The sequence below is a fragment of the Bacillus sp. FSL R7-0646 genome, assembly GCF_037969865.1.
Classification (GTDB): domain Bacteria; phylum Bacillota; class Bacilli; order Bacillales; family Bacillaceae; genus Bacillus; species Bacillus licheniformis.
Genome location: NZ_CP150217.1, coordinates 1,450,699 through 1,474,995, shown reverse-complemented (window position 1 = coordinate 1,474,995; position 24,297 = coordinate 1,450,699). Strand labels below are relative to the sequence as shown.

At 43.6% G+C, this 24,297-nt stretch carries 30 protein-coding genes and 3 pseudogenes; 6 read left to right on the top strand and 27 right to left on the bottom strand.

Annotated features, from left to right (window positions below):
- The first annotated feature begins 38 nt into the window (after positions 1-38).
- The 5 genes and pseudogenes from MKY62_RS07545 to MKY62_RS07525 all read left to right on the top strand — a co-directional run bounded on the left by MKY62_RS07545 (position 39) and on the right by MKY62_RS07525 (position 4,150).
- Entirely contained in the window at positions 39-1,562 is a 1,524-nt protein-coding gene (locus tag MKY62_RS07545; protein WP_016886587.1) for a T7SS effector LXG polymorphic toxin, read from the top strand.
- A gap of 17 nt (positions 1,563-1,579) precedes the next feature.
- The gene (locus tag MKY62_RS07540; protein WP_016886588.1) at positions 1,580-1,915 is read left to right on the top strand and encodes a hypothetical protein; all 336 of its coding nucleotides are present in this window, start codon (positions 1,580-1,582) and stop codon (positions 1,913-1,915) included.
- Between the two features lie 150 nt (positions 1,916-2,065).
- Positions 2,066-2,193, top strand: a pseudogene (locus MKY62_RS07535) (YolD-like family protein); the annotation flags it as partial.
- Positions 2,194-2,352: 159 nt separating this feature from the next.
- Positions 2,353-3,210, top strand: a complete 858-nt coding sequence (locus MKY62_RS07530; protein WP_016886589.1) for an SMI1/KNR4 family protein — start codon at positions 2,353-2,355, stop codon at positions 3,208-3,210.
- 79 nt (positions 3,211-3,289) lie between these two features.
- The gene (locus MKY62_RS07525; protein WP_016886590.1) at positions 3,290-4,150 is read left to right on the top strand and encodes an HNH endonuclease; all 861 of its coding nucleotides are present in this window, start codon (positions 3,290-3,292) and stop codon (positions 4,148-4,150) included.
- Between the two features lie 39 nt (positions 4,151-4,189).
- Here the strand turns inward: MKY62_RS07525 and MKY62_RS07520 are convergent.
- From MKY62_RS07520 to MKY62_RS07435, 18 genes and pseudogenes are all read right to left on the bottom strand, one after another.
- Positions 4,190-4,438, bottom strand: a pseudogene (locus MKY62_RS07520) (peptidoglycan-binding domain-containing protein); the annotation flags it as partial.
- Between the two features lie 111 nt (positions 4,439-4,549).
- A pseudogene (locus MKY62_RS07515) lies at positions 4,550-5,179 on the bottom strand (N-acetylmuramoyl-L-alanine amidase); the annotation flags it as partial.
- Between the two features lie 135 nt (positions 5,180-5,314).
- On the bottom strand, positions 5,315-5,578 hold the full coding sequence (locus MKY62_RS07510; protein ID WP_016886592.1) for a phage holin: 264 nt from the start codon (positions 5,576-5,578) through the stop codon (positions 5,315-5,317).
- Positions 5,579-5,593: 15 nt separating this feature from the next.
- On the bottom strand, positions 5,594-5,863 hold the full coding sequence (locus tag MKY62_RS07505) for a hemolysin XhlA family protein (protein ID WP_003185322.1): 270 nt from the start codon (positions 5,861-5,863) through the stop codon (positions 5,594-5,596).
- 79 nt (positions 5,864-5,942) lie between these two features.
- Complete coding sequence (locus tag MKY62_RS07500) at positions 5,943-6,776, bottom strand: hypothetical protein (RefSeq protein WP_016886593.1); 834 nt, start codon at positions 6,774-6,776, stop codon at positions 5,943-5,945.
- Between the two features lie 101 nt (positions 6,777-6,877).
- Positions 6,878-7,060, bottom strand: coding sequence for an XkdX family protein (locus MKY62_RS07495; protein WP_016886594.1), 183 nt, complete (start codon positions 7,058-7,060; stop codon positions 6,878-6,880).
- The gene (locus MKY62_RS07490; protein WP_016886595.1) at positions 7,057-7,386 is read right to left on the bottom strand and encodes an XkdW family protein; all 330 of its coding nucleotides are present in this window, start codon (positions 7,384-7,386) and stop codon (positions 7,057-7,059) included. The genes MKY62_RS07495 and MKY62_RS07490 overlap by 4 nt, the downstream gene beginning before the upstream one ends.
- An 11-nt stretch (positions 7,387-7,397) precedes the next feature.
- A complete protein-coding gene (locus tag MKY62_RS07485) occupies positions 7,398-8,501 on the bottom strand; it encodes a hypothetical protein (protein WP_016886596.1) in 1,104 nt (367 codons plus the stop codon).
- The gene (locus MKY62_RS07480) at positions 8,502-8,777 is read right to left on the bottom strand and encodes a hypothetical protein (RefSeq protein ID WP_016886597.1); all 276 of its coding nucleotides are present in this window, start codon (positions 8,775-8,777) and stop codon (positions 8,502-8,504) included.
- Positions 8,774-9,352 carry a YmfQ family protein gene (locus MKY62_RS07475; RefSeq protein ID WP_016886598.1) on the bottom strand — a complete coding sequence of 193 codons (579 nt, stop codon included), beginning with the start codon at positions 9,350-9,352 and terminating at the stop codon, positions 8,774-8,776. Before MKY62_RS07475 ends, MKY62_RS07480 begins: the two co-directional genes overlap by 4 nt.
- Complete coding sequence (locus tag MKY62_RS07470; RefSeq protein WP_016886599.1) at positions 9,339-10,382, bottom strand: baseplate J/gp47 family protein; 1,044 nt, start codon at positions 10,380-10,382, stop codon at positions 9,339-9,341. Before MKY62_RS07470 ends, MKY62_RS07475 begins: the two co-directional genes overlap by 14 nt.
- The gene (locus MKY62_RS07465) at positions 10,375-10,800 is read right to left on the bottom strand and encodes a DUF2634 domain-containing protein (protein WP_016886600.1); all 426 of its coding nucleotides are present in this window, start codon (positions 10,798-10,800) and stop codon (positions 10,375-10,377) included. Before MKY62_RS07465 ends, MKY62_RS07470 begins: the two co-directional genes overlap by 8 nt.
- A gap of 12 nt (positions 10,801-10,812) precedes the next feature.
- Positions 10,813-11,121 carry a DUF2577 domain-containing protein gene (locus MKY62_RS07460; protein ID WP_016886601.1) on the bottom strand — a complete coding sequence of 103 codons (309 nt, stop codon included), beginning with the start codon at positions 11,119-11,121 and terminating at the stop codon, positions 10,813-10,815.
- Positions 11,118-12,101, bottom strand: a complete 984-nt coding sequence (locus MKY62_RS07455) for a hypothetical protein (RefSeq protein ID WP_016886602.1) — start codon at positions 12,099-12,101, stop codon at positions 11,118-11,120. The genes MKY62_RS07460 and MKY62_RS07455 overlap by 4 nt, the downstream gene beginning before the upstream one ends.
- Positions 12,102-12,122: 21 nt before the next feature.
- Positions 12,123-12,782, bottom strand: coding sequence for a LysM peptidoglycan-binding domain-containing protein (locus MKY62_RS07450; RefSeq protein ID WP_016886603.1), 660 nt, complete (start codon positions 12,780-12,782; stop codon positions 12,123-12,125).
- A complete protein-coding gene (locus tag MKY62_RS07445) occupies positions 12,775-18,036 on the bottom strand; it encodes a transglycosylase SLT domain-containing protein (protein ID WP_339614032.1) in 5,262 nt (1,753 codons plus the stop codon). The genes MKY62_RS07450 and MKY62_RS07445 overlap by 8 nt, the downstream gene beginning before the upstream one ends.
- A 3-nt stretch (positions 18,037-18,039) precedes the next feature.
- The gene (locus tag MKY62_RS07440; protein WP_085959894.1) at positions 18,040-18,189 is read right to left on the bottom strand and encodes a hypothetical protein; all 150 of its coding nucleotides are present in this window, start codon (positions 18,187-18,189) and stop codon (positions 18,040-18,042) included.
- Between the two features lie 29 nt (positions 18,190-18,218).
- Positions 18,219-18,668 carry a phage portal protein gene (locus tag MKY62_RS07435; RefSeq protein WP_016886606.1) on the bottom strand — a complete coding sequence of 150 codons (450 nt, stop codon included), beginning with the start codon at positions 18,666-18,668 and terminating at the stop codon, positions 18,219-18,221.
- 140 nt (positions 18,669-18,808) lie between these two features.
- Here MKY62_RS07435 and MKY62_RS07430 point away from each other — a divergent pair, with 140 nt between their 5' ends.
- The gene (locus MKY62_RS07430) at positions 18,809-18,892 is read left to right on the top strand and encodes a putative holin-like toxin (protein WP_016886607.1); all 84 of its coding nucleotides are present in this window, start codon (positions 18,809-18,811) and stop codon (positions 18,890-18,892) included.
- A gap of 266 nt (positions 18,893-19,158) precedes the next feature.
- Here the strand turns inward: MKY62_RS07430 and MKY62_RS07425 are convergent, their stop codons facing one another.
- The 9 genes from MKY62_RS07425 to MKY62_RS07385 are packed head-to-tail and all read right to left on the bottom strand — an operon-like array spanning position 19,159 to position 24,292.
- Entirely contained in the window at positions 19,159-19,602 is a 444-nt protein-coding gene (locus MKY62_RS07425; RefSeq protein WP_016886608.1) for a phage tail tube protein, read from the bottom strand.
- 1 nt (position 19,603) lies between these two features.
- Complete coding sequence (locus MKY62_RS07420) at positions 19,604-21,004, bottom strand: phage tail sheath family protein (RefSeq protein ID WP_016886609.1); 1,401 nt, start codon at positions 21,002-21,004, stop codon at positions 19,604-19,606.
- Positions 21,005-21,229 carry a hypothetical protein gene (locus MKY62_RS07415; protein ID WP_016886610.1) on the bottom strand — a complete coding sequence of 75 codons (225 nt, stop codon included), beginning with the start codon at positions 21,227-21,229 and terminating at the stop codon, positions 21,005-21,007. It lies immediately after the preceding gene.
- On the bottom strand, positions 21,230-21,670 hold the full coding sequence (locus tag MKY62_RS07410) for a DUF6838 family protein (RefSeq protein WP_026080870.1): 441 nt from the start codon (positions 21,668-21,670) through the stop codon (positions 21,230-21,232).
- 13 nt (positions 21,671-21,683) lie between these two features.
- On the bottom strand, positions 21,684-22,181 hold the full coding sequence (locus tag MKY62_RS07405) for an HK97 gp10 family phage protein (protein WP_016886612.1): 498 nt from the start codon (positions 22,179-22,181) through the stop codon (positions 21,684-21,686).
- The gene (locus MKY62_RS07400) at positions 22,178-22,534 is read right to left on the bottom strand and encodes a YqbH/XkdH family protein (protein ID WP_016886613.1); all 357 of its coding nucleotides are present in this window, start codon (positions 22,532-22,534) and stop codon (positions 22,178-22,180) included. The genes MKY62_RS07405 and MKY62_RS07400 overlap by 4 nt, the downstream gene beginning before the upstream one ends.
- The gene (locus MKY62_RS07395) at positions 22,531-22,926 is read right to left on the bottom strand and encodes a DUF3199 family protein (RefSeq protein WP_016886614.1); all 396 of its coding nucleotides are present in this window, start codon (positions 22,924-22,926) and stop codon (positions 22,531-22,533) included. Before MKY62_RS07395 ends, MKY62_RS07400 begins: the two co-directional genes overlap by 4 nt.
- A 6-nt stretch (positions 22,927-22,932) precedes the next feature.
- On the bottom strand, positions 22,933-23,346 hold the full coding sequence (locus MKY62_RS07390; RefSeq protein ID WP_016886615.1) for a YqbF domain-containing protein: 414 nt from the start codon (positions 23,344-23,346) through the stop codon (positions 22,933-22,935).
- Between the two features lie 10 nt (positions 23,347-23,356).
- On the bottom strand, positions 23,357-24,292 hold the full coding sequence (locus MKY62_RS07385) for a phage major capsid protein (RefSeq protein WP_016886616.1): 936 nt from the start codon (positions 24,290-24,292) through the stop codon (positions 23,357-23,359).
- Between the last annotated feature and the right edge of the window lie 5 nt (positions 24,293-24,297).

Genomic DNA, 24,297 nt, shown 5'->3' with positions numbered 1-24,297 from the left:
TTATACTGATTTAACGAAAAGGATTAGAGGAGAATGCCATGAAGACGCTGGATGTTCAAGCGCTGCACAATGCAATTGATCAAACGCTCGAACAATTAAAACAACAATCAGACGAATTCGCCAAAGTCAAAAAGGCCGTTGAAGGGATCACATCACTTGATGATGCTTTAAAAGGAAAAGGCGGCGACGCGATCCGCGCCTTTTACGAGGAATGTCACACCCCTTTTCTACAGTTCTATGATGCTTTCATAGAGGAATACAGTTCCACGCTGAAGAAAATGAAAAGCGCGCTAAATTCTCTGGAACCCAACCATAACGGATTTATTTCACAGTCCTTTCTCGAACACGAGTTGGAGAATGGCTTAAATGCCGCTGATCGAACAACAAAAAATTTGGTTTCTAAGACCAACGCCACGATCGCAAAAGTCAGTCATATCGTTGATTTACCGGATTTGAATGATAGCGGTTTTCATGAGCAAAATCAGAAAGCGTTAAAGGAAATCAGCACAACACTTGAAAAGCTGCATGCTTTTGACCGCGAGCAAACCAACGCCCTCAAAACGGCTGAAAACGACCTTGAGACGATGCAGAGATACATGGCGCGGCTCGAAAAGATGTATACCGGCCCTAAAATTGAAATCACCGGTTATCAAAAAGGCGCGATTTTAAAGCCGGATGAGATGGATACCTTGAGTGGAAATCAAGAAACAGCGATGGGTGCCATGCTGAAAAAAGTCGGAGACAAAGAAGATGCGGACGTAAACACTCTCGCCGATCCAGATCGATTAAAAAAATTGGCGACACAAAAGGTTTCCAAGAAAGAGTACACCCAAGAGGAATTGAATGAACTGAAAAAAGATTATAGAGTATTTAACGATACGCTTTACCGGGCATACATAGATGGTGATACAATCGTCAAGATAGAACCCGCCTACACCCTTCCAGAGAATGTGGAAAAAAGCGACTTTGCTAAATATTTCGATACAGCGATGGAATTTACAGGTGTGTATGATGCAGTAAGAGCAGCGTTTGGATACGACCTTGCGACAGGCGAAATCGTTAAAGATAATGGTGATCGTTTGATGGCCGGATTGAGTGTCACACCTTTCGGAAAGGCATTTAAGTACGGAAAGCGCGGCTTCAAGTTATTTAAAGGTGAAGAAGCTGGAAAGAAAGTTGCGAAGGTAGATAAAACCCCTTCCTACGGCAAACAATCCGTTCCAAAAGGTCCGTACCGTGAAGTAAATGGTTTCCCTGCAAAAGTTAAACCAGGAGCTCAAGAAAAACATATTCCTGGAACACCAAATTATAAACAAGAAATTGCAAATGGCAGAACCAAGAGTATCTTCTATGGGGATAATAAAAAAGCTCAAGAGTTGCTTGATAAATATGCTGGCACGGGAGAATTCCCAAGGAAGGGAAGGGAAGTTGTTGACTTCGGCCAAAAAATAGGTAAAGCATATGACATGAAAACTGGTAAATATATTGAAACTACCAGGGGAACAATACATTATTCAAAAGACGGTGCTCATATAGTTCCTGCAAAACCATTAGAACCATAAGAAAAGGATTGATACTCATGGAATATAACTCTTTAATAAAAACATTAGATGAATATGGTGGTAAAGAACTGCGATTAGAATGGAAAAATGGATTAAAAATTATCGGAAATCCAGACACACTTTACGAAACAGATAATGGATTAGAAGATGACGATATCAATTACACAGAATATTATGCAGTTGCGTTTAGAGTGAATAACATTATATCCCACCCTACTAATAACGAAGGCAGTGTATATGATTGGTTAAGGCAAGGGGAAAGCTCCTTGGTTGAAATCTCCCTTTATGATGATCCTCCAAATAAAATTTTAGTAGATGGTCAGACAGTATGGGAATTGGACAGTAACGAATAACAGTTAGCCCTCTTTTTATAGAGGGCCTTTTTATATTACTTCAACAACGCTTCAAGTTTCGCCTTCGTTTTGGCCCGCAAATTCCATCGGCAGACAGCCCGTGCATCAGCTGGCGTTTGACCGCAATAAAGTCGCGGCCCTGGAATAGTGGAGACCGTTCAAATAGAGGGTCATATTCATTACATAAATCAGCAACAGAAAACTTTCCATGTCGTGGATTCAAAGGAGACACCAATTTCATTAAATTTGAGGATGTCGTAGGGATTGAACAGATCTAACTTTTTCCTGTAATGTGGCATGACATTAAAGTCTCTTTAGCTCATAATCAATATATGGCATATATACCAAATAATGATGTTTCTTCTAATAAGTCCTTTTAGGTTTGCCCCATTGCATTTATAATGATATTGATAGCGAATGATGAGGAGGTATCTAGCTTGAAAGATTTTTGGATGTACGAGGATGAGGATCCATACACTTTGAAGAAAGTAACAGAGAAGGATATTCTGAAAGCTGAAAAAAAGTTAGGTGTAATACTCCCGAAGGAGTATAAAGAGCTTATTCTTCAACAAAATGGTGGATACATCAATTATAATGCTTTCCCTACTGATCGGCCTACTTCCTGGGCAAAGGATCATATTGAATTTGACTATTTATTAGGCTTAGGAAAAAAAGAAGGAATTCTTGAAAGCCAGTATTTAATTAAAGAATGGGGATTGCCTGACAACCTTATTCTAATTCATGGGGATGGCCATACTTGGGTTGCTTTAGACTATAGAGATACAAAAGAAAATCCACCTGTTCATTACTTTGATTCAGAGCTACAAGAAAATTTTAGATTAGCAGATTCATTCGGGGAATTTCTCTCTAAACTATACACAGATGATTCGGTTGATATTGATGATATTGAAAACTTACAGGGAATTAATCCTGAGGACTATGAACTTTCTTATATTACACCTGATCATCCAGATGCAATTACAAAAGAAGAAGCTGAAAACATCCTAAATAAAAATATAGATATAGAGCTACACAGGGTTACTTTATACCCTATTCAAAGTTTTGAAGATCTAAAATGGCTGCTTACCAAAATAAAAGAAAGTTCGGCAAATGCCAATCGTGCAACTGCAATAGAACTAGCCAGTGCTTTAGAAACAATCATTTCTTACCATAAAAATTTAACATTTGATAATGAAGAAACAAGTCTATTGGTTAAGGAAATCGTGGCTACGCTTGAAAAACTGAATGACTCAATTTTAGATATACTCCTTTCACAAATAAAAGATTTTTTTTAAAAAACAACATTCGTGTTGTTTTTTTCTATTTTTATAGTATTATGGTTATGTTACCAAATAATACTATAAAGGAGTAATTATGAAGAAAACGAGACAATTTTTATGCGCTGTTGTCCCCCTTCTGCTTTTGGTTTCATTTATTTTACCGGAATTCGCTAAAGCTGAATCCCCTCATCAAGTCTACTCCACAGAACAAACATCACAGACTTCAAACGAAGACACTTCCCTTCCTGAAGATGAGGAATACAATAACTACATAGAGTCTACATATGAAGATTATTCTGACTTTGAGGAATCTAAGTATTATGAGGGCTGGGAAAACTACCCTGTATACCAGGGTGAACTTGAAGACGATATCACAGATGAAGAGTTAGAAACAGTTTCTGATGACATTTTTCATGATGAAAGCAATGAAATTATTGAAACAGAACATTCACCAATTCCAGACGACATAGGGAAAAATGAAGACATTGCTCAAGTTCAATATGTATGGCTGATCCCTCCCGCAACTGCGATTGTTTCAAGGATTGGCGGTAAACTTTTTGTTAAACAATATTTGAAAAAGACAACCAAAAACATAAGAGTTAAAAACGGAAAATTGGCCAATAAAAAACACCCTAAAACCGGTATATTTTTCAATCCAAAGGGCTTTCCAGTCTTCAATTCAAAGTACACTTATACGCTTCCGAAACTTTTAATAAAATCAAGCAACAAAACTCAATTTAAATACGCAAATGAATCTTTAAGAATTGCAATTAGGTCACCGAAACACGCTAAAAAATTTAATTCAGCACAAAGAGGAGATATTATGATGGGCAAGACACCTAGAGGTTATGTTTGGCATCATCACCAAGACACTGGAAAGCTTCAGCTAGTAAATAAAACTATCCATCAAAAAACCGGACATACTGGTGGAAAATCTATATGGGGAAAACTCTAATAAAAACCGGCCCTTTTCTAAAGGGCTGGTTTTTTTGAATCAAAATGATTCCAATTTCGCTTTCGTTTTCGGTCCGTAAATTCCATCAGCAGACAGCCCGTTCATAAGCTGGAACCGTTTGACTGCGTTCGCCGTTTTCGGCCCGTAATAACCATCTATGCCGTTATTCTTCGCTCCTTTGTCTGGATAGAAATAGAGGGCAGCTAGAGCCTCTTGAATCTGTCGGACGCCTGTCCCTTTCATCAGTGGGCTTTTTACCTTATAGATGCCAGACGGCAGCGGGTAGGATGATTTTTTGCTGCTTGAGGACGACTTTTTCTTTTTCGCTTCAATACCTGCGAGAGCCTTTTCTGTAGCCGGTCCGTAAATTCCATCCACCGCGATACCCGCTTTCTTTTGCAGAGCTTTGACGGCCTGCACCGTCTCATTGCCATACGAGCCATCGGCCCCATACTTCGGTAGAGAGAAACCAGCGGCAATCAATCGTTTCTGCAGCGACTTGACTTTGGAACCGGACGATCCTTTTTTCAGGATAGTCCCTGTGGATTTGCTTGACTGGCTCGTGGGTGATGTTGTCTTTGACACAGTTTTATTTCCAAGCAGAGCATCAACTTTTTTCCTGAATGCCGCCAACTGGCTGGAATCGCTCACCCACGGTGCCGGACAAATTTTGTTTGTTACATCGTAATGGCGGACGATTTTGTTCGTAGAAAGACCGTAACGCTTGCACAGGTCGGCAACCAATTCAGCGGCATTCTGAACCGTTTCACTGTGAATCCTGCCGTCTTTTTCGACACACATTTCAACGCTGATTGATTTTGTGTTGGCGTTCGGTTGAAGAAAACTCACATAACAGCGGTTTTTATCATGTGCATGGTACGCGACTTCATTTTCAGGAATGATGTGCTGCGCTTCTTTACGGTCCACAAAATAATGAGCTGAAGCTTTGCGTTTAATGGCTATACATGTGCCATTGAAGTAATCCCTCTCATTCAATGCAGAAGCGCCCGGCGTCGCCGTATAGTGCATAACAATCCCTTTCACTCCCGCCAACTTCAGCCCTGGCCGGGTATATTGATTGACTTTCACAAAGTTTTTCACGACTTTAACCATTTGAACCCCTCCTATTTTGTTTTAAATAAAAAAGGCTGCCAGACGGCAACCTCATTTTGTTAATCCTTTTTGTTTTAACACTTCTTTTTGCTGTTTACCTTTACCGGTGACATAGTTGTTTTTAAACCAAGCGACCAACGTCGTGACGATTGTAAAAATCGTAGAGCAAGTTAAATACAAAGCGTCGGCCAGCGTATTGACCTGGTCCTCACTGACCGGCAAAGCTGCCTTTCCAAACATGATCAATGTCTGGTTTACCAATGCAATAAAAAGAAGCACCGTCCGGACGACCGTGCCTTTATCAAAGTTTTTCATATTGTGTTTTCCTCCTTATTTCTGCAGTAGATTATAAAAAACAGCGATTGCGCCGCCAATGATGCCGGTGCTAACCGCTGTAATGATCGCGCCGGTGATGCTGCGCTTGATCCAAGTTGTGTTTTCCTCGATCTTGTTCAGCTTTTCATTGATAGAGATAATCTGCTGGTCATGTCTGTCAGTCGTTCTTTCGAGAGTAGTGATCCGCTGATCTTGTGTTTTTTGATCTGCTTTGATCTCTGCGATTTCTTTTTGTAAAACATCATAATCATTCGGTTGTGTCATGTCCTGAAATCCTCCTGTCTCACATCGTTTTCACCTCCTTTGAGGCAAAATAAAAACACCGTTTTTTTACGGCGCGAACTTACAAGAAATGAGTAACCACAAGGTTTTTAATTTTCACGTCTATTTCTCCATTATTGGTCAACATAAGCCGCGGAGAGGCAGCTAATAGATCAACCTTCTGAGCGTCCCGGTCATTATTTTCTAACACAATGACATCTTCATAACCCTTCAGTGTATAGTTGCTTGTTCCCGGGATAATGTAAGTCATTCGAACACTCAGATTCGTCTTTTCATAAAGATAAATCGCGAGTCCAAGCTGATGACCTGCCGCATCAATATTTAGATAGATAGACTCTCCTGCTTTGATGACCTGCTCTTCTAAAAAGCTTTCTGAAGTAATAGTTTTCAGTGCTTTTACAGGGAGACCATCAGCTGGAATGTCTAAAGAAGGAGCCTCGAATCCTCCTGAAACCCGGACATCCTGTTCACCGGATCCAAGGGATTGATATAGGGCAAAATCAGACTGTTCCAAGTTGCCGTTGACATATCGGAAACGATAATACCTTTTGGATAAATAAACCCATCCTGTGTCACCCAAAGCATGTTCTGCTACATCGATAGATTCCACTGTGGACCAAGAATTCCCGTCGTCACTTTCTTCAACATATAATGACCCGGCTTTATCCGCAAAAGCATAGCCCCTCACTTTAGAAATAAGTACATCTCCCAGCCGGTCTTGGCCATATTGGTTATAAACCTCTGTAGCTTTAAGAGGCAGATTGGTAAGCAGCTCTGCGCCGCCGCTGACATCCATATTAGGAACTGTAAAATCCGTATCCCCCTCCCGAAATGGTTTCACCGCACCTGGTCTTGAATCAGCATCCAACGGAAACAAAAAATTGTGTTTAGCCAATGTTCATCCTCCTCTGTTTTTGTATATCTCTTTAATCTGGCTAATCAAACGGATGAAGCACGCGCCCATAGATCACCCCCTAAAAGGCAAAATAAAAAAGCCTATATGACGGCTTCCGGCGGGTATTCTTCATTAAAGATTTCTTTGTACTGCTCAGGAGACACAAGCCTATTATCTACCCCATCTTTGAAGTCTTCTGAGGTACAGTCTTTATAATAGAGTGCTTGTTTCACCATGTCTGTTGTGGCCCAATTATAGTAAAGTGCCAACACCCAAAAGTTCATTGCTGCTCCTCCCCTTTCAATTGAAGCGATTGAATCTTAAGCTTTGCCAGTTCCTGCCCCATAAGTTTGTATGACTCCTCGAGGGCTTTTCGAGCCAGCCTCTCCTCTGTCAGCTGGCGGCCAAGTGACTCTGTTAAGCTTGGCGGCGTATAGAGCTGACTCTTTTTTGATTCTTCCCACCACAACTGCAACTCCTCTTCCGACGGAATAGGCGTCCTTAAATTCCATTCTTCAATATAAGACCCATTTCCATCGTTTCTCAACACAAAATCCTTTTTGGGGATGGCCTCAGGATACTTGTACATGATGGCATCATATAAGATCATAAGCTCGCCTCCTAAATGTTTCGGTAATTCCGACCGCCTAATTCCAAGATATCGAAATAATTAAGAACCCCATTGCTGTCCATGATATAACGGGTCTTGGATCCGGAATAACCCGCATACACGTAAATCTCGATATAATCTCCTTCATCAAGTGGAACGTTTACTGTGCCTGTCACCGTCGCGTGAAATTCTGTTGAATCGCTGTTATCTTTTGGAGATGGAATGATGAAGCGATTCATCAATTTATATTTAGCTCCGTTCTTATAAAGATAAAGCTCAAAGTTTGAATATTGGAGTGAGTTTTCAATATACAAACTTGCGCCTACCAGGTACATACCGGAATGACTGGCCTTAAATCTGTTGGTTTTCGTATCAAACAATTTATGGCTGTCCTTGATGATTCGGTTGAATTTGATTTTCTGGAGTTCCCCTCTTATCAAAGCTTGTCTGCCCGTTGTCCCTATGTTCGCATGGGCAAAACCAGATATTTTTTCCCATTGGGTCCAGCCAGACTCATTCCACCAGTGCCGAATCCATGTCCCCGTATTATAGTAATAATCACCGGTTTCATTTGCAGTCCCATAAAAGTATTGAGTAAAACGATAGTTCGAACGCTTTTCGTTTTTCACAAATCCATAGCTGAGTGGATAACCAGTTTTATTGCCCTGGCCAATATCCATTAGTGTAATGCCGAGAGGATATTCACTTCCTGCAGTTCGGGCATCTTGTATCGCCTCTGAATCTGGTAAGACAGTCAATTTCTCATTGGTAAACGTTTGATCCGCGTATGTTTTCGCATTCTCTTCGGCGCGATCTGCTTTTTCTTGGGCAGCACTCGGCGTTTCCTTGGCATTCCATTCTGCTCTTTCTTCTGCTGTAATATGGATCGTTTCATCGCCAACATGCCGATTAAATTCAGCTTTTGAAGCTTGCTGCACATTCTCTACATTCCCAAGCCCAATTTGAGCCTTTGTCGTGCCGTGCGGATTATTCAGATCATTTTTATGGGCAGCCAAATCGGTATGCGCCTCTTTGATGCCTTTTTCCCAGCGGTTCACGTCATCTTCAGTTATCGGATCATCCGGGAGCCAGTCCGTCTTTTCTTTATAAGCCATTTATTCCACCACCTCAAATGTAAATCGGAAATCGAGCGTGCGGTTGGTACTGACATCCAGGTCAGGACTTCGTTCTGTAATCACGTGATCTTGATCATCAATGATTTTGACACTTTCAATGTGACTGACATCTTCCTCACGTTTAGTCAGTACAATGACAGTCGTGCCATTGATCGTGATGTCGGCAATCTCAGTTTCTTTCCCATTCAACAATACCTTTTTGATTCTGCTTTTCAGGTCGGTCGCCACGCGCTCCCTGTAGTGTTTTGTGATCATGTTAAAACCACCTCATTATTATCAAGTGTGACAGAATAGCCGACCCGGAGCTCCTTTATTTTTCGATATCTTCGATGATTCATAATGAACGTATCCTTAATCTTCAGCTGTTCATTAAAGCCCGGCCGAAATGTATATGCGAGGTGAGCCGGCTTTATATTTTCAAGTGTTTCAATAAGCTCTCTGACATTCTGCAGGTCGTCAATGTTGATATCTACATTAAAGCGGTACTCCTTTGGAAGCAGCCGAACTTGAGCCGAAGGATTCTTTAAAAATCGGTTTAAAGCTTGTTCGATAGCCTGATAAGTAGCCGGCGGAATATTAGATGTCTTCGATATCAGCCGTAGTCGCCTTATCTCTATAGAATCTCCAGATTCTCTGGCCACATTTAATAGAGCTTCCCACCGATCAAGGCCCCATGTCGCTGTTGTAATGAACAGCTGATCTGTCAGATCAAAAATATCATTGTTCTGCTGCTCAAACTCCGGAGCCTCCGCTTGTAGAATCTCACTCATTTCTCTGACTTTTGTGAGGAACGGCGGCAAATAGTTCTCCATTTCTTCAATCTTGCTCAAGGATCGTCACCGTCCCAAGCTTTGGAATGTCTTCATCCTTCAGTTCCAAGTTTTTCGTATCCCCGTTGATTTTCACATCAGCATAATCGCTGACAGACTCCGCGTTAAACACAATGTTATTGATTTTGGATAGTCGGACAATGCTTTCTGTAAATGCAATTTCTTTAAAAAAGCTTTTCACTTTATTTTCGATTTCTTTTTGAACATCCTCAATTGAGTAATCAGGTTCGGGAACAACGGCGACTTCAATATCAACTTTTTTATATACCGCGCTTTCGACGGTGACCGTCGCCCCAATCGGGGCCTGTCCCTCCCCTTTGCCTGGTTCAGGATCAATATAGTCTTTTACCTTATGGACCAAGGTTTCCGATGCAGGTTCCATTTTGGCATTCGTAATCACGATTTTAACCGTTCCATCTCCATCCCAAAGAGGAAATACCTTCGCCCGGCCAACTCCGTCTACCTCTTCCGCCCATTGCTTATAATGCATTTTATTTGCGCTTACGGCTTCCCGCCGGACCCGGACGGAATACCGCGCATACAATTCTTCGTCTGTTTCCTCTTCTTTTCCTGGAACTAGGAGTTTCCCCATGACAGCTGAATCAAGTCCTGGAATTGTATCGAGAGAAAGGAGAGGACGCCCGTCTAAATTTGCGTTTCCGGCTTCTCCGGCGGTTTCGCATTCCAAATATCCATCCCTCGTATATTTGAAATACAGATTGTCAATAAAGAAGCGGGAGCCTACGGGAATGTTAACACCTTTTGTAAATTTTGCGTCCCTGACTGCTTTTGTTGCTGGCTGCCTTTCCAAACCGGCTTCAGTGGCCCGCCTGTCTAAAAATTCACCTTGGGCAGTGTCGGCGAAGACCAATTCCAACACCGTGTCCAGCCAGATATAGGATTGAGCGAGTTCTGCAGCCGCTGGCGCCAGCGCATTCCAAATCACACTGTTTTCCCGTTTATCAATATCAGCTGGGACACGATCAAGCATGCGCTCCATAATCTCATCAAACGTCTGATCTTCAAACATCTTCGCCAATCACCTCCTCAATCTCCAAGGTTCCTTCATCCGTTTCAACCGTAAATGATACATGAAAGGCGTCCTCTATTTTATGAATTTCAAAATCTTTGACGGCCGTGATTCTTTCATCAAAAATCAGAGCCTCCTCGATCAGTCGCGGGATCTCCATTTCCTTATAAGCATCGGTCGTTTCATTGTCAGAAAGAACCTCCTGCAGTTCATTTCCGATATCATGGCTATAGATCGGATAACCATAACGTTCCGTTCGAAGGGCCATATAAACCATTTGTTTAATGGCATCAAGTCCTGATATGATTTCATTCGTTATACGGCCGGAATCAAAATCAATTTTATATGTTTTTGAAGTCTCAATGACGTCACTGTCATCCTCGATATCTTCAAATTCCACTTCCGGGGAAAGCGCCATGTCAGACACCTCCTATATCTTGTCGATCACAAAAAAAGATTGCCCGCCTGGCATGGCTGCAATCATCACATGGTCACCTGTATTCAATTGATTGTATAAACGGATGGTTTTTTTCTCACCGTCAAGCTCTATTTCCCTTGTATGTTCTCTTAAATGTTCAGCCACAACCAACAAATCAGAGGGAATCACCAATTTGTCATTGTCTCGAATTTTAATGCTGAGAGGTGAGACCGATACGATTTCCGCGGGCATCACATCGACAGGAGACTCTGCATTCACGGCTCCGAGAGCCAATTCCTTTATGGCATCACTTAATCTCATGATGCCGACGCTCCACTTGGCATATGGTTTTTAGGGACAACATCAATCGTCATCGTGTGTTTGGAGCCCTTGAATTCATGCTTGTCTGTATCGACCCAATACTTTTGTTTAATGCCGACCTCCGGGATCGAGATGTACACCGGCATGCCGCTTTGAAGATCCGGAATCCCAAGCGCCTGAATGCTTTTCAGCTCCTTTTTAACACCCTTTTTCTGTGACTGTCTAACTTTGGCCCGCTCTTGAAGCTGCGCCTGGTTGATGTTATCCGATACCGTTTCAACATACTGCAAAACACCATATTTTTTTATGCCGGTGCTGTCGCTTGCAGCGGCCGTATAAGTTTTGTTGTCTTTCTGTCGGCGTATTTTAACGCGTGTCGCCGTATCATTTATGGATGTACTGTACTGATAGTCCATAATGTTGACGCCAGTTTCTAATACCCAAATTTCCGATGGGTCCGGCCATGCCCGCAAACCAAGTTTTCCTTTGGATGAGTAGAGCTGAAAGTTTTTCCCCGTTTGCTTTTTGGTCTCTTTTAGAGCCTTCAAAATGATGTCATAAAGCGATGTGTCGTCTTTAATGACTAGAGATTTAATTGTATACCCTGTATTGGCGATCGATGTCTTTGGGATTTGAAAATCATTGGCGATCCGGTGGACAATTTGATCTGCGCGCTTGTTTGAAAAAACATAGACATCTTTATTTTTCACAAGATACTGCAGCATATCATAAGCAGTGAACACTAACGTATGTTCATCAGGTATCCCGGAAAACACAATGCCACGGAACAGCTCTTTGCCTTTCCACTTGAATAAAACCGTGTCGCCTTCCTGTACACTGTAATATTTTTGATCGCCTTGTTTGACCACGATCGTCGCTTGAATAGAACGAGGAGCCTGGTACCGCTGCCCCTCAAGGGAAATACTTTCTGTCACCAGCTCCCGCCATTCCGTTTCTTTTACTACGAATAGTTCAATCATATTCGTTCACCCCACCTGTTTTCATTGAGGTATCTTTAGTTTCTGGCCGGGAAAAATCCAATGACCAGGCTGCCTTATGTTTCGTTTACTCCGCTTGATCATTGCCGTTTTATTCGCATTCCAGATTTTCCGCCACTGCAGGCTGTTTCCATAAAATCGGCCAGCAATATGCCAGAGGGTATCCCCCTTTTTTACGGTGTATACTTTCGGCGCTGCCTTTGACGGCCTTTTCTTTTTCGTCTTCTTTTTTTGTTTGATCTTTCGCGGAGACGCTGTTTTATATTCCTTTAAGGTGATATCGAAATCACGATCCCCAATGTCTTTTTGGCCTTCATGGTGAGTAAAGGCATCGATGCTGCAGTTTAAATTGATCTTTGTTCCGGTAACGAGAAAACGAACCGGCTTTTTATTTTTCATCCACCGTTCGATCGTGGCAATTGCATTTTCCGGTGAAGGGAATCCCTTATATTCAGCCAAAGGTGAATACTTCTTTGGAAAATAAGAGGAGAACGAAATGGTTTTGGCATTCGGATCGTTAATGAATGTGAGCTCGCCAAATTTGGCCACTTGAACGGTTTCATTTGCCGTGTTGTTGGTTACGTCTATTTTTTCAGGAAGCACGGGGAAGCGCAGCTTTTCCTTCCCCTGGGATAGCCAAAATTCATAAACAGATTTAGTCAAAAGCTACACTTCCCTTCGTTCCAATGTTAATGTCTTCTTCTAACTCATCAACTAAGGCCTGTTTGATTTTATCAATTAAGCGTTCCACATCTTGATCATTGTGGAAATGCTGATCGCCATTAAAATGGATGTTGATTTCTTTGGTTCCAGACGGGACGACCGTGGCAGCACCAGTTTGGCCAGATGTGGCAATATCCACTTGATCAGATGACATGCCAGATTGTTGAGACGATGGATCGACCACATCAAGACCAAGAGCCTGTGCTGCCTGGGAAAGCAGATAACGGCCGCGGATGCCGCGCTCTTCTGGAATAATCCATTCCCGTTTTCCACCTTCACCGACACGAGCAATTTGTTCATTTGTGATTAACCCTCCGTTTGCGTAACCCTTATAGCCGCCGCCATTTCGCTTGCTTCTCATTCCCGGCGTATTAAAAACAGAACCGTACCGAGCTTTGATGTAATTGATAGCAGCCACCGCATTATGAATCGGGTTCCAAATATCATTTAACCCTTTCATCTTATAGGCATTAAAGGTTGGATCAATGGTTTGCATTAACCCTTTTGATGGCGTGCCGCGTTTCGCGTTGCTGTCCCACAGGTTAATGGCCTGCGGGTTCCCGCCTGATTCATGCATGGCCATTTGAGATAGAGGTCCAAGCCAATTCATCGACGTGCCTGTGATCATAAGAGCCTTCTGCAGCCAGTCTTTTATGTTGCCGCCGACTGCCCCCATTCCTGCAAAAGCTCCAGCAAGAGATCCGGCTTGTTTTTCAGCGAAGCTCTTCACATCGACTGAGCTTAAACCTTTCACGATACCAACAGACGCAAAACGCCCGAGACTCATCATGACTCGGGAGGGGGAGTGAATATCTAACTCATCGCGGAAAGCTTGTTCCACTTTCTTGGCCAATTCCTTGGCAGCTTCTTTTACTTCATTCTCTTTTGAATTCATGCCGGATACAAAATTACTAATCATGCCAGATCCCCAGCCTCTTGATGACTGTTTCGAATCAAGAAACGGCTTATTGATATGGGTGCTGACATATTGGTTTGTACCTGTAGGCGTAGCATTCTGGCCAGCCGCAAATCCTCTGACCGTATTCACACCCCATGAAGAAGCTGTATTCACTGTGTTTTGAAATGGCGTCTTCACTTTTGACTGTAGGAATCCATCTGTTCCGGTAGCTGTTGCATTCTGCCCTGAAGCATATCCGGTTACAACATTTTTCCCGAAGGATGGGGAGCTGGTGATCAGGTTATTAAAAGGCGTTTGAATGTTTTTCTTCTTCCAGTCTTCTATAGAAACAACGTTTGAATTGAGACCTGCGTCAAAGCCTTCTGTAAATTGCTGACCAAAAGACGATGCTTGATCCGTCATGTTTCCTGCATTCATTGATGGCAATACTGAAGCAGAATAGGAAGCAACACTCGAAATAGGTGCGACAGTTCCGGCATCTGTAGAAACAGAGTCGATATCATCAACAACCCGCATACCGAGTTGAGTTGCCGCTTGTGAGAGCAGCATCTTTCCGCGGCCCCGGTTGTTTTGAGTCGGGATGACAAATTCATTCCCGGCTTCTCCAATCCATGAAATAGTTGGTTTTGTGATGTAGCCACCTGTAGCCTTTTTATCAGGTATTTCTTTTGGCTTCCAGCCTGTCTTTTCTTCACCAATTTTTTCAAAGGTTGTTTTGTTTTTACCCTGCCACAGATCGTCCCAGCCTTGTTTTATACCGCCTCCAAAATCCTTTGCCTTATCCCAGACTTTTCCGACCCAGCCAAACGCTTTTTCAAACGCTTTTGATATGTCATTTGCGACCCCGACTATTGGTTTTTTAACATGTTCATCAAACCAAGCAGAAATATCGGTCCAGTATTTGATCACTTTATTTTTTGCCATCCAAAAATGACCGTAAATTTGGATAGCTGCTATAATAAGATTTTTAATGATCGGATCCCAGACGTTCTCAGTGAACCATTTCGAAACAGTGTCCCATGTTTCTTTGATCCAATTCCATGCTTGGACAAGCCAGTTCCAGATATCTGTTGCGGTCTGAATCGCAGGCTCCAAAATCGGATCCCAAACATTTTCAACGAACCAAGTTGAAACGGTTTCCCACGTTTCAGAAATCCAATTCCACGCCTGAACGAACCAATTCCACACATCTAATGCAAATTGAACAACGTGGGATAATACTGGATCCCAAACATTTTCGACAAACCAAGTTGAGACGGTTTCCCACGTTTCAGAAATCCAGTTCCATGCCTGAACGAGCCAGTTCCACACGTCTATTGCGAATTGAACAACATGGGATAATATTGGGTCCCAAACATATTCCATGAACCATGATGAAGCAATTCCCCATACCAACTGGATAGAATACCAGGCTACCGCAAAGAAGCCTACAACATTGTTTATAATTCTTACTCCAATATTGTATATAGGCGTCCAAACGTTATCTTGAAACCACGTCTTTACAGTTTTCCAAGTGTCTTGGATCCATGACCACGCTTGTTCTAACCAGCCCCAGACTTGAATAGCAAAATCGACGACAGGTTTCAGAAAAGGATTCCAAACATTTTCTTCGAACCACGTTGTGACGGTTGACCACGTATTCTTAATCCAGGTGAGCGCATCATCAAACGTTTTAGAGACAGGGTCGGATACATTTTCCTCAAACCAATCAGACACCTTTTCCCAGGTCTTTTGAATGTTGGCCCAAGCTTCTGACGATTTTTTCACAATGGTATCCCATGTTTTCATGATGCCGCCATCATCAATCCACTTTCCAATGGATTGTCCAAAGTCTGAACCGCCAATGCCGCCGGCGACACCACCAATAACACCACCGACTGCGGTTCCGACTCCTGGTGCAATTAAGGTTCCAACGGCAGCCCCTGCACTTGCTCCTGCAGCTGATCCTGCCAAGCCACCACCAAAACCGCCTAATTTTTCACCAGCATTGTCTTTATTCATGCCAATGAGTTCGGTCGCAGCAAGCGCGGTTCCTAAGATCGGAACGCGTTTACCGACTGATTTGGCCCCTTTTCCTGCTCTGCTCCAGAACCCGCCACCTCTCGTTTGATTTGGATTTGACGGAGAAACCCTTTCACCTTGACCAAACCAAGGGTTGCGATATTCCGGTCCTCGACGGCCTCCGCCAGCTCTTTTATTCTTACCACCTGGGGTGAGAGGGCCTCCTGTTCTTCCACCGGAACCCGGTCTGTTTTTTAGCCACTTGTAGCCTGCGAAAACACCAGAAATAAGCTTTCCAACTGGCTTGAGAAGACGTCCCACCTTACCGATAAAGGCTAAAGCGAACGCATCAGCAAGAAGGGCACCACCAACAGAACCTTGACCGGTGACCGCATCCCAATTTAATTTTGCGAGCTTCTTCGCAATCCGCATCGACAGCTCAACCGGATCCAAGGCATCCACAAAGCTGACAACAAATGTCCGGCCGGCTTTTGTTCCGGCATTGACGAATCCATTTTCGGATGATTTATCATCAATTCCAAGCAAACCATTGATAACCCCATTAATGATGCCGCCGTAAGTGCTGCCGAGATTGCCTGCCATTTTAATTAAGCCGGGTTCTCCCGTCTTTTTCCACCATTCTCCGAAAACATCCTTCGTATTGTCGAGAACAATATGCCAGCGGGTTTCAAAATCCATATCCCTGTATTTCTGCAGCTGATCAAACCGTTTTTTCAGCTTAGGATCCTCTTTAAATTTAAGCTCCAGCTCTTTCTTTTGTTTTTTCGTGAGCTCTCCAGGAAAAAGGATTTTAAACTGTTCACCGATGAAGCCAAATACATTTTTCGTCGGATTCAAGAAGCTTTCCGCAAAGGCCTTTCCTGCCTTCTGAGCTTTATTTGTAAGGTCCGTCAGGACAAACGAGTATTCACCGCGCCATTCTCTAAACGCTTCAAGAGCCGGCTGAAACGCCTCCGCCAGCCCTTTTCCCCATGGCATGAGAATGGAGTTATTGATAAATGACTTAACCCCTAAAAATAAGTTTGCGAGGTTGTCAGACATCTTGACCATCATGTCATTGTATTTGCTGAATTCTTTTGTGACCAGCGGCCAAGTTTTAGAAATGTCCTGCCCACTCTCCGCTAATTTCTCAAGTTTGCCGCGGGCCTCACCTGAGATCGCCCCCATTTCTTGCAGGGCTGCCGTCGCATCCCCGATCGGACGGCCAGACTTGATCCCATCATAGAGGCGTCCCATCCAAAGAGCGACTTCCGAGAATGGCCGCTGCACACCTGCAGCCACGTCCCCGACAAGCTTCATCCCTTCAGCAGTAGAAAGGGCATTCCCTGTAAAGACCTGCAGCACCCGGCTTGATTCAAATATTTCATCCCGGGTAAATGGAGTTTGACCAGCGAATGTTGTTAATTCGTCCAGCCTTTGATTGGCTTTAGCTTGGCTCCCAAGTAGGGTTTCAAATGCAGTCGTCATATTCTGACGATCGGCGACCATCTTCAATGGAACAACAACCCCTCCGGTTGCCCCAGCTCCTACACCGAGAATTCCGAGTGTTGAAGTTGCCGCGGAAGCGATCGCCTTCAAAGGCTTAGTTGCAAGGTCTAACACTTTGACAGTGGCGGTCCATGTCCGGTTCAAGTGTTGGTTCGCAAAAGACGTAACCCGACGGGCAGGTGCTGTAAACCGATCAATTGCTTGAATACTTGATTTGTAGTATTCCGGAATTTCACGCCTGGCACTTGAGACAATTCGATTTACGGTTTTCGTCACCATATCTACCGCCCGAACTGTCACATGATAACCTTTTCCCAGCTGATCTTTGGCATACCTGGAAATACGGCGAATGACGGCTGTCGCTCGATCATTTGCCTCAATGAGGATTCTGCGAGGACCAGATAAGTGACGATCCAAATAACGTCTCAGGCGCTGGATCTGCGGTGTTGCCCGGTCTACCGCTTTCATCATGATTTCATGGGTACGCGGCATCCGCCGCGCGATAAACCGATTCATTTTTTGCATGGATCGGGTGGCCAAATCTTTCACAGACATAACAAGCTGGTGAGACTTTCCAATATCCCGAAGGATGAACATATGAATTCTTTTCAATGTTTGGCTGGCCCTATCTCTTACCCGAATGACAAAAGGACGCTGTTCAGTCCTTTGTCTGAGTCTATCAATACGAACCATCTCACCCCGAATCGCACGTAGACGGGAGGTCATGCGATCCTGCAAATCAAAGCGTGCAGTTAATTTGGCCATAATCTATTTACCTCCCTTCTTTGCCTCTTTCTCTAAAACTTCAAGCTTGTGACCGATAAGCCCAAATAAAAATGCCTTAAAATGTCGAGGCGCTTCATAGACTTCTAATAGTTGGGATGGAGAATAATGAAGCTCATGCATGCAGTAATACAAATACACGGCCTCCTTATTCCCATCCTTGATTAGTTTTTTACAGCGGCTTCTAAATCTTCTGGATCGTCTTCAAAGCCGTTGATTTCGATTGCTTTGTTGAGCCAGTTCGCGTATTCACCGCCGACAGACAGCACGCGCTTGGCGACTTCTACTGGATCAGGCGTTTTATATGCCTCTCGCAACTCTTTTGAACGGAAATCCGGGTAAACAGTAGACTCAACCGCAATTCGGGCATAGAAACGTTGAGTGTCGAGGTCTTTCACGCGACCCCGGCCTTTCACATTTTTATAAGTTGTGTTCTCTTTTTCTAACTCATCGATGCGCTCTGTCGTGATGGCTTTGAACACAAAAGGAATGACGTTCCCCTCTTTATCTTTAAAACGCTTTGAGATAGGCACCTTTACTTCTTCAGCTTCCTCTGTTTGTCCTGGCATAAAGAAGGAAAGATCATACACTTTTTCGTTTTGTTTTTCGCTCATGTTTATTAGCTCCTTTTCATTTTGTCTTTAGGCAATAAAAAAACACTCTCGGTGTATGAGAGTGTTATGGTAAAATATTCTTTGTGCAAAGTTTTCGGCTCACTCAAGGGAAGTTGGCTCATCCCCTATGGAAGGGGGTGATGCTTATGACAACATACGAAACAATCTCATTAATGATTGCTTTTGGCATGTTAATTGCCGTGTTGTCTAAAAAAGAAAAATAGACTTCCCTTGAGCCCGCAAAGTTCGTAGGGAAAGTCTATTTACAAAAAGACACTTTGAGCCAGCCCCTTGAGGGGCCACTTTGTACACCTGACTCGACTGTTGCCCGCAGTCGGGTCTTTTTTAGTATATGCATTTTCTAAAGAAGTAATACCTCAATCATGTTGTAGTCATTTCATAGTCTTATACTATAATATAGCATATTTTATACCTAAAAGCGTATTTTTGAAAAGAAAATTGCCCCAAAAGTTCTCTTTAAGCAAACAAATTAGAAATTTTCATTCAGCTTCTCAGGCAAATCAAAGTCCTCAAAAGTGAACGGCACTTCCTCCTCAAGCGCCTCTGAGTCTACATCGAGCCCCGCGATTTTGGCGGAGTCAAAGTTCACATCAAACAGTGTGACTCGTTCTGTTCCGCGGCCGGAAGACTGGTCATCGAGAACGGCTTGCAATGTGAAATACGGATCTTCTCCCTTTTTCACATAGTTCAGCATGAGCTGCACAAACCTTGAAGTAACTTTGTAGAACGTGGCTGTTCCTGTTCCATTTGCTCCCGTTGTCTTATGCCCTGTCATACGGCGGCCCATGACATTGACCTCTGCTTTATTTTTCTCCACGTTTGCTTCAAATGTTTTAATAAAGGCCAGTTCTTCCCCATCCAAAAACAGACGGCCCTCTTTTCCTGAAATCGTGTTTTGAGCTTTAAAAGCCATCTTACTTCACCTCCACATTGAAGTAGAATTTTTCAGCTGCGTCAACCGGCTGAACGGCCAAGTCAATTAAGAATCCGTCACGGTCCTCATTCAGCTTGATGGTCAGATCATTTTCTGAATCAAAGCCTATAATTCCGTCTCCGTCTTCAAGTGTCGTCAGGTATTGAATGATGAGCGTTTTGACATACTGGAGACCGTCATCAGAAGCCGGGATGTCACTGCCGGTTCCTTTCCTAGATTTAATGAGCGCTTTAAGTTCCCGCGTAAGATCGTTGTTGATCGCATCCAGAACCCGGATGATTTTGTTTTTTGAGAACTTCTTATTTTTCTCGGCAGTAAAGGTCGTGAGAGAATTAATATCCTTTTCAACGCTGACAGATTTATCGCGGGCGTCAAACGTGAATAAAAACTCTCCGTTGTTCAGCTTCTCAATGACTGTGTCATCGTCAAGGCGGTTCAGGACATCCACCGCGCCTTCGTATTCAACAAAGGTCAAAGATTGATTGAAAGAAGCTCCCGCGCTGGCCCCGGCAACCCATGCTGTAGCCTGATGCGGCGCAATCTCTGTACCGTCTTCCAGCAGCACACCTTCTGTCACATTGATAATGCCTTCATAATCGCCTTTATAACCGGAAAGAACACCTTGAACCTTGCGCCCTTGCTTATCCCGTAAACGCTGAATAAAGGATACGAATGTGGCTTTCAGCTGCTCACTGTTTTTCACCGGTAATGCGATGGTATCGAAGTATTCTGTTTCGGCTGCCTCCAAGAAGTCCATATAGTCTTCATTCGATACACTTTTGTCTGTGCCGCCAGACAACCGGGCTCCGGCAGAAGGGTTTAATTTTCCTTCTTCCTTGTCACCTTCAGCCCCTGAAAGCGGAATTGTAATGGTCAGTTCTCCCTTTCCAGTGAAGGTGACATATTGGTTTGACTCGAGTTCCTCCGCCTTAGAAACCGTTTGTTTATCGACTTCAGACTGATTAAAGAAGGTGGTGACATCATATTTAGAAGAATCCAGGACATTTTCGCTGACTTGAATAATAATGTCATTGCCCTTTGAGCCGCCATAATTGGCCGTAGCTTTTACACCTTCACCAATATCACCCGTAGCCCGGTTTCCTTCATTCAGGCGATATAAGAGAACAGTCTGCGCTTTTTTCTTGGCTTCTCTGAAAAGGAGGAGGGTTGGATCATCAATTGGCAGACCAACTTTCTTATTCAAGTCCTCAATGCTTGAAATTGAAATGAACTTTTTCGCTTCTCCCCAACTTGTTTTAACAGGAATAGCCGCAATCCCACGCTCACCAAGAGAAACGCGTTCCTGGGCTGTCGTTTTGAAATTAAAATAAATGCCGGCACGTTCCTTTTCCTTGCCGGGCGTAAATGTTCCGCCATTCATTTAGTTAGCCTCCTTCCGAAGAAATTCGCGAATGCGTTTCTTCGTCTCTGTTTTTGTCACTTGCTTCTGATCTAAACCAAAAAGAGCACCGTCCAGAACTTCAGGTTTAACCCCGAATAGCTCTTTACTGTGCTCCCGTAAGTCTTGAATATGAAAAAGAGATTCAGGGCGGCGCGTGGCAGTCAGTCCCTCAACCTCTTCATTTTTTGCTTTCTTTGTATCCACTTATTTCACCCCGCTTGTAAAATCGAAATCTTGCAGAGACGGCTTTTCATCTCTTTTGTACCAATATCGGCTGTTCCATTGAACAACCAATACAGCAACTCCTTTATCAGATATTCGTGATTCTATCCGATTGATTCGCAAGGATTCTCCCGTCTCCGTTCCTTCAGTATCAACAAGAGGAATCGTGCTGCGCCTTTCCCGTACAGCCTCAGCGATCTTCTCAGCTTCATCGTGGGCCTGTTGTGAATCCTTATGAAACAGCTTCACATTGAGGCTGTACGTTTTCATATACGTTGACACTGTGTCATTCCCATCCGCTACGGAAGGCGGCGGGAAATAGAGAGACGGGGTTTTAATTTGAATAGGAATCTCCCGGTCATATATTTGGACGGGAAATACTCGATAAAAGAAGTTCATAATGGACCCAACTTCATCGTTCAAGCCATCACCACCTTTAGAATTCATCCAGCCACTCCTGAAGCTTGCGGTCTAAACTTTTTTCAAACATTCGCTCAAAGATCGCCAGGGCATTGTCCCAGAACCCGGATCCGTCGATCCATTGAAACTTCAGCAGCATTCCGGTTTCCGCAGCGGGATCATATTCAAAGCGGTCACCTTTCCATCGCCCAGGAACCCACCGGCGGTCGAGATTCTTTGATGGATCAATTGTAAAGTGCCCGTCGTTTACAAAAGAAGCATATTCCAAGTTGGTCCCTACATCCAATGTCAGATTGCCGGCTGTCGTAGAGAAAATATTGTCTGCGTCACCCTTCTCAAAGGAGTTTAACAGGCGCCGCGTTTCGACGGTTTCAGTTTTCATAATTTCATCTTGCACAATATCCAAAAACTCATAACCCATCGCCTCAAGCCAAAGCTCATATTGACTTTGAAGCCCTCCGTCAATTGCTTCATCAAGTGCTTGTATAAATTCATCTAAGCCGTCAATTCTCATAGATTGCCACTCCTGACTGCTGTCACTTCAATGTGATGATTTTTAATTTTTCTTGGCATCTGCAGCTTATAAGAAGTTCCTTCCCAAATCACTTTGTCATTCAGTCGAATATCCGCTGAGGCTGGAAAATGAACCAGAAAGGAGTGAACGATCAATGTATTCGGCTCCTGCTGCACAACGGATTGATTTTTCTCCGTAAAGTAACAAGCTTGATCTAAAATATCCGGTTCATCGGGATACGAGAATTCTGGCTGGCCATCCTGAACCGGAACACCATATCGGGATTCCGCCGGCTGTTCCTCTTTTAAATGGTAGATGTCACAGCGGTGTGTTAAGAGCCGGCTGTAACTCATAGTGCCCTCACCCTAAGGAGAGCAGATCCTTTACCATCAGGTGGGACATTTGGATCCTCAACAAAATCTTTTAATAGATTTGTGACATCTGGCTTTTGAATGGTCTGACCATCTCCAAGCGTATAGGAATAGTCGCCGATTTTTTCAGATTTATAGCCCTTGACGATAGATTCATCAGAATTAATCAAAGCGAAATATTGCGCCAGCTTTAATAAGGCCAGCTTGACCTTTTCTGGCAGCGGCTGATATTTCTCACCAGAGAAATCATGGCCGACGATGCTTTGAATTTCGGTTTCTGCCTCCAAAATATCGTGCTGAAGCAGGTCCTCAGGCCGAGACTTTACCGCTTCGAAAACAGAATAAGCAATCACTTCCTCAGGAGTGATCAGCATGCCGCGTCACTCCCCTTGTTTCTGCAGGATGAAAGCAATCCTTTCATCTGCGTTTTTGAACGCAGCAGGATCGCCGCCAAGATCAGAGATAATGTCCTCTTGTCCCGCCTTCGTCATGCCTCGCAATTCTGATTCTGTGTATGTTTTTGAAGCAGAGGACGTCGCTGATGTTTTAGCGGCCGTTTCCTCTTCCTTCGATTCGCCGCTGTCTTCTGCGCCATCATCCTTGGACTTGCCATCAGTCTCGGGGTCTTCTTTCTCTTCTTTTTCTTTGATCAATTTGCAATCAAACTGTTCATTGTCTTTAAGATAGAGATACACCGATTTCTTGACGTCTCGCTCTGCACCCAGGGTAAAAACATAGTCCATGACATCGTAAGTTTTCCCTTTGATCAGCTGCGCTTTATAGGTATCTGCCATACGTCTTCACCTACTCTTTGACCTTGATGATTTTGGCTACCGCGTCCTCTTCCTCAAACACACTATCCAGTTTTGCAGTCAAAACAATAATGAATTTTCGGCGGCGGATATCTTTATCGACTTCAATTCGGATATTACGGGAGAAGCCGAGCACGATGTTTTTCGGATGAGTCAAAATGACGTCTGATACATCGATCGCTTTTTCTCCTTCGCCGGTGGAATATGGCTGCATGTTTGCAATTCCCTTGATCGGCACACCAAAAGCAGAAGAAAGCCCGCCTTGAACAGCAGCATCCCCTAAGTTGGTTTGACGATCGGCCACCTTATCCTTCCATTCAACTTCGATACCTGGTGAAGTATAGAAACGGAATTGCTGCGGCACGCGCAAATATTTAGGCGGTACAGCCTTATAACCCCGTTTGAAAATTTGCCGTGACAACTCTCCCCCCGCAGCATCCACAATGTGAGATTGGGCTTGCTTACGGATTCCATCAATTTGTGCAAGGAATGAATCATCTGATTTTGAATCACCGTTAATGATCAATTCCTCGATATCCACTGCTACGCGCTCAGCCAGCATCTGCATGATGGTGTTTTGCAGGCCATCTTTTTCGATGTTGTTTTCGAGAGTGTCATACGTGATGTGGACTTCTGCGATGACTTCTTTTGCGTTCAGACCGATCGTACTTGTAGTTGGAACAGCTCTTTCATCAGAAGAAAGTGACTTTCCTTCCTCTGCTGCCCTCAAAATACGCTGGCCAAAACCGATCTTCTCAAATTTCTGTGCATCGTGGTCCATCGGAATGACGCGGGCATCATTTAAAATTGTTGGCGTGTCTTGCACCATACGGATAAACGTTGACGCTTGAGTTGGATTCATCAGCCCGCCGCTTTTCAGTGAAGCGAGCGTCATTTCTGCCTTGTTGATAATCTCCTGGTTTCTCATCGTTT

What these genes read in the sequence shown, in the direction of transcription:
- MKY62_RS07395 (WP_016886614.1), bottom strand. Translation starts at nt 22,926, where the DNA reads ATGCTGATCACTCCTGAGGAAGTGATTGCTTATTCTGTTTTCGAAGCG.
- MKY62_RS07405 (WP_016886612.1), bottom strand. Translation starts at nt 22,181, where the DNA reads ATGAGAATTGACGGCTTAGATGAATTTATACAAGCACTTGATGAAGCA.
- MKY62_RS07430 (WP_016886607.1), top strand. Translation starts at nt 18,809, where the DNA reads ATGCTTATGACAACATACGAAACAATCTCATTAATGATTGCTTTTGGC.
- MKY62_RS07490 (WP_016886595.1), bottom strand. Translation starts at nt 7,386, where the DNA reads ATGATCTTATATGATGCCATCATGTACAAGTATCCTGAGGCCATCCCC.
- MKY62_RS07505 (WP_003185322.1), bottom strand. Translation starts at nt 5,863, where the DNA reads ATGACACAACCGAATGATTATGATGTTTTACAAAAAGAAATCGCAGAG.
- MKY62_RS07420 (WP_016886609.1), bottom strand. Translation starts at nt 21,004, where the DNA reads ATGAATGGCGGAACATTTACGCCCGGCAAGGAAAAGGAACGTGCCGGC.
- MKY62_RS07400 (WP_016886613.1), bottom strand. Translation starts at nt 22,534, where the DNA reads ATGAGTTACAGCCGGCTCTTAACACACCGCTGTGACATCTACCATTTA.
- MKY62_RS07510 (WP_016886592.1), bottom strand. Translation starts at nt 5,578, where the DNA reads ATGAAAAACTTTGATAAAGGCACGGTCGTCCGGACGGTGCTTCTTTTT.
- MKY62_RS07485 (WP_016886596.1), bottom strand. Translation starts at nt 8,501, where the DNA reads ATGGCTTATAAAGAAAAGACGGACTGGCTCCCGGATGATCCGATAACT.
- MKY62_RS07495 (WP_016886594.1), bottom strand. Translation starts at nt 7,060, where the DNA reads ATGAACTTTTGGGTGTTGGCACTTTACTATAATTGGGCCACAACAGAC.
- MKY62_RS07470 (WP_016886599.1), bottom strand. Translation starts at nt 10,382, where the DNA reads ATGTTTGAAGATCAGACGTTTGATGAGATTATGGAGCGCATGCTTGAT.
- MKY62_RS07480 (WP_016886597.1), bottom strand. Translation starts at nt 8,777, where the DNA reads ATGATCACAAAACACTACAGGGAGCGCGTGGCGACCGACCTGAAAAGC.
- MKY62_RS07540 (WP_016886588.1), top strand. Translation starts at nt 1,580, where the DNA reads ATGGAATATAACTCTTTAATAAAAACATTAGATGAATATGGTGGTAAA.
- MKY62_RS07460 (WP_016886601.1), bottom strand. Translation starts at nt 11,121, where the DNA reads ATGAGATTAAGTGATGCCATAAAGGAATTGGCTCTCGGAGCCGTGAAT.
- MKY62_RS07525 (WP_016886590.1), top strand. Translation starts at nt 3,290, where the DNA reads ATGAAGAAAACGAGACAATTTTTATGCGCTGTTGTCCCCCTTCTGCTT.
- MKY62_RS07465 (WP_016886600.1), bottom strand. Translation starts at nt 10,800, where the DNA reads ATGGCGCTTTCCCCGGAAGTGGAATTTGAAGATATCGAGGATGACAGT.
- MKY62_RS07435 (WP_016886606.1), bottom strand. Translation starts at nt 18,668, where the DNA reads ATGAGCGAAAAACAAAACGAAAAAGTGTATGATCTTTCCTTCTTTATG.
- MKY62_RS07545 (WP_016886587.1), top strand. Translation starts at nt 39, where the DNA reads ATGAAGACGCTGGATGTTCAAGCGCTGCACAATGCAATTGATCAAACG.
- MKY62_RS07385 (WP_016886616.1), bottom strand. Translation starts at nt 24,292, where the DNA reads ATGAGAAACCAGGAGATTATCAACAAGGCAGAAATGACGCTCGCTTCA.
- MKY62_RS07390 (WP_016886615.1), bottom strand. Translation starts at nt 23,346, where the DNA reads ATGGCAGATACCTATAAAGCGCAGCTGATCAAAGGGAAAACTTACGAT.
- MKY62_RS07455 (WP_016886602.1), bottom strand. Translation starts at nt 12,101, where the DNA reads ATGATTGAACTATTCGTAGTAAAAGAAACGGAATGGCGGGAGCTGGTG.
- MKY62_RS07445 (WP_339614032.1), bottom strand. Translation starts at nt 18,036, where the DNA reads ATGGCCAAATTAACTGCACGCTTTGATTTGCAGGATCGCATGACCTCC.
- MKY62_RS07425 (WP_016886608.1), bottom strand. Translation starts at nt 19,602, where the DNA reads ATGGCTTTTAAAGCTCAAAACACGATTTCAGGAAAAGAGGGCCGTCTG.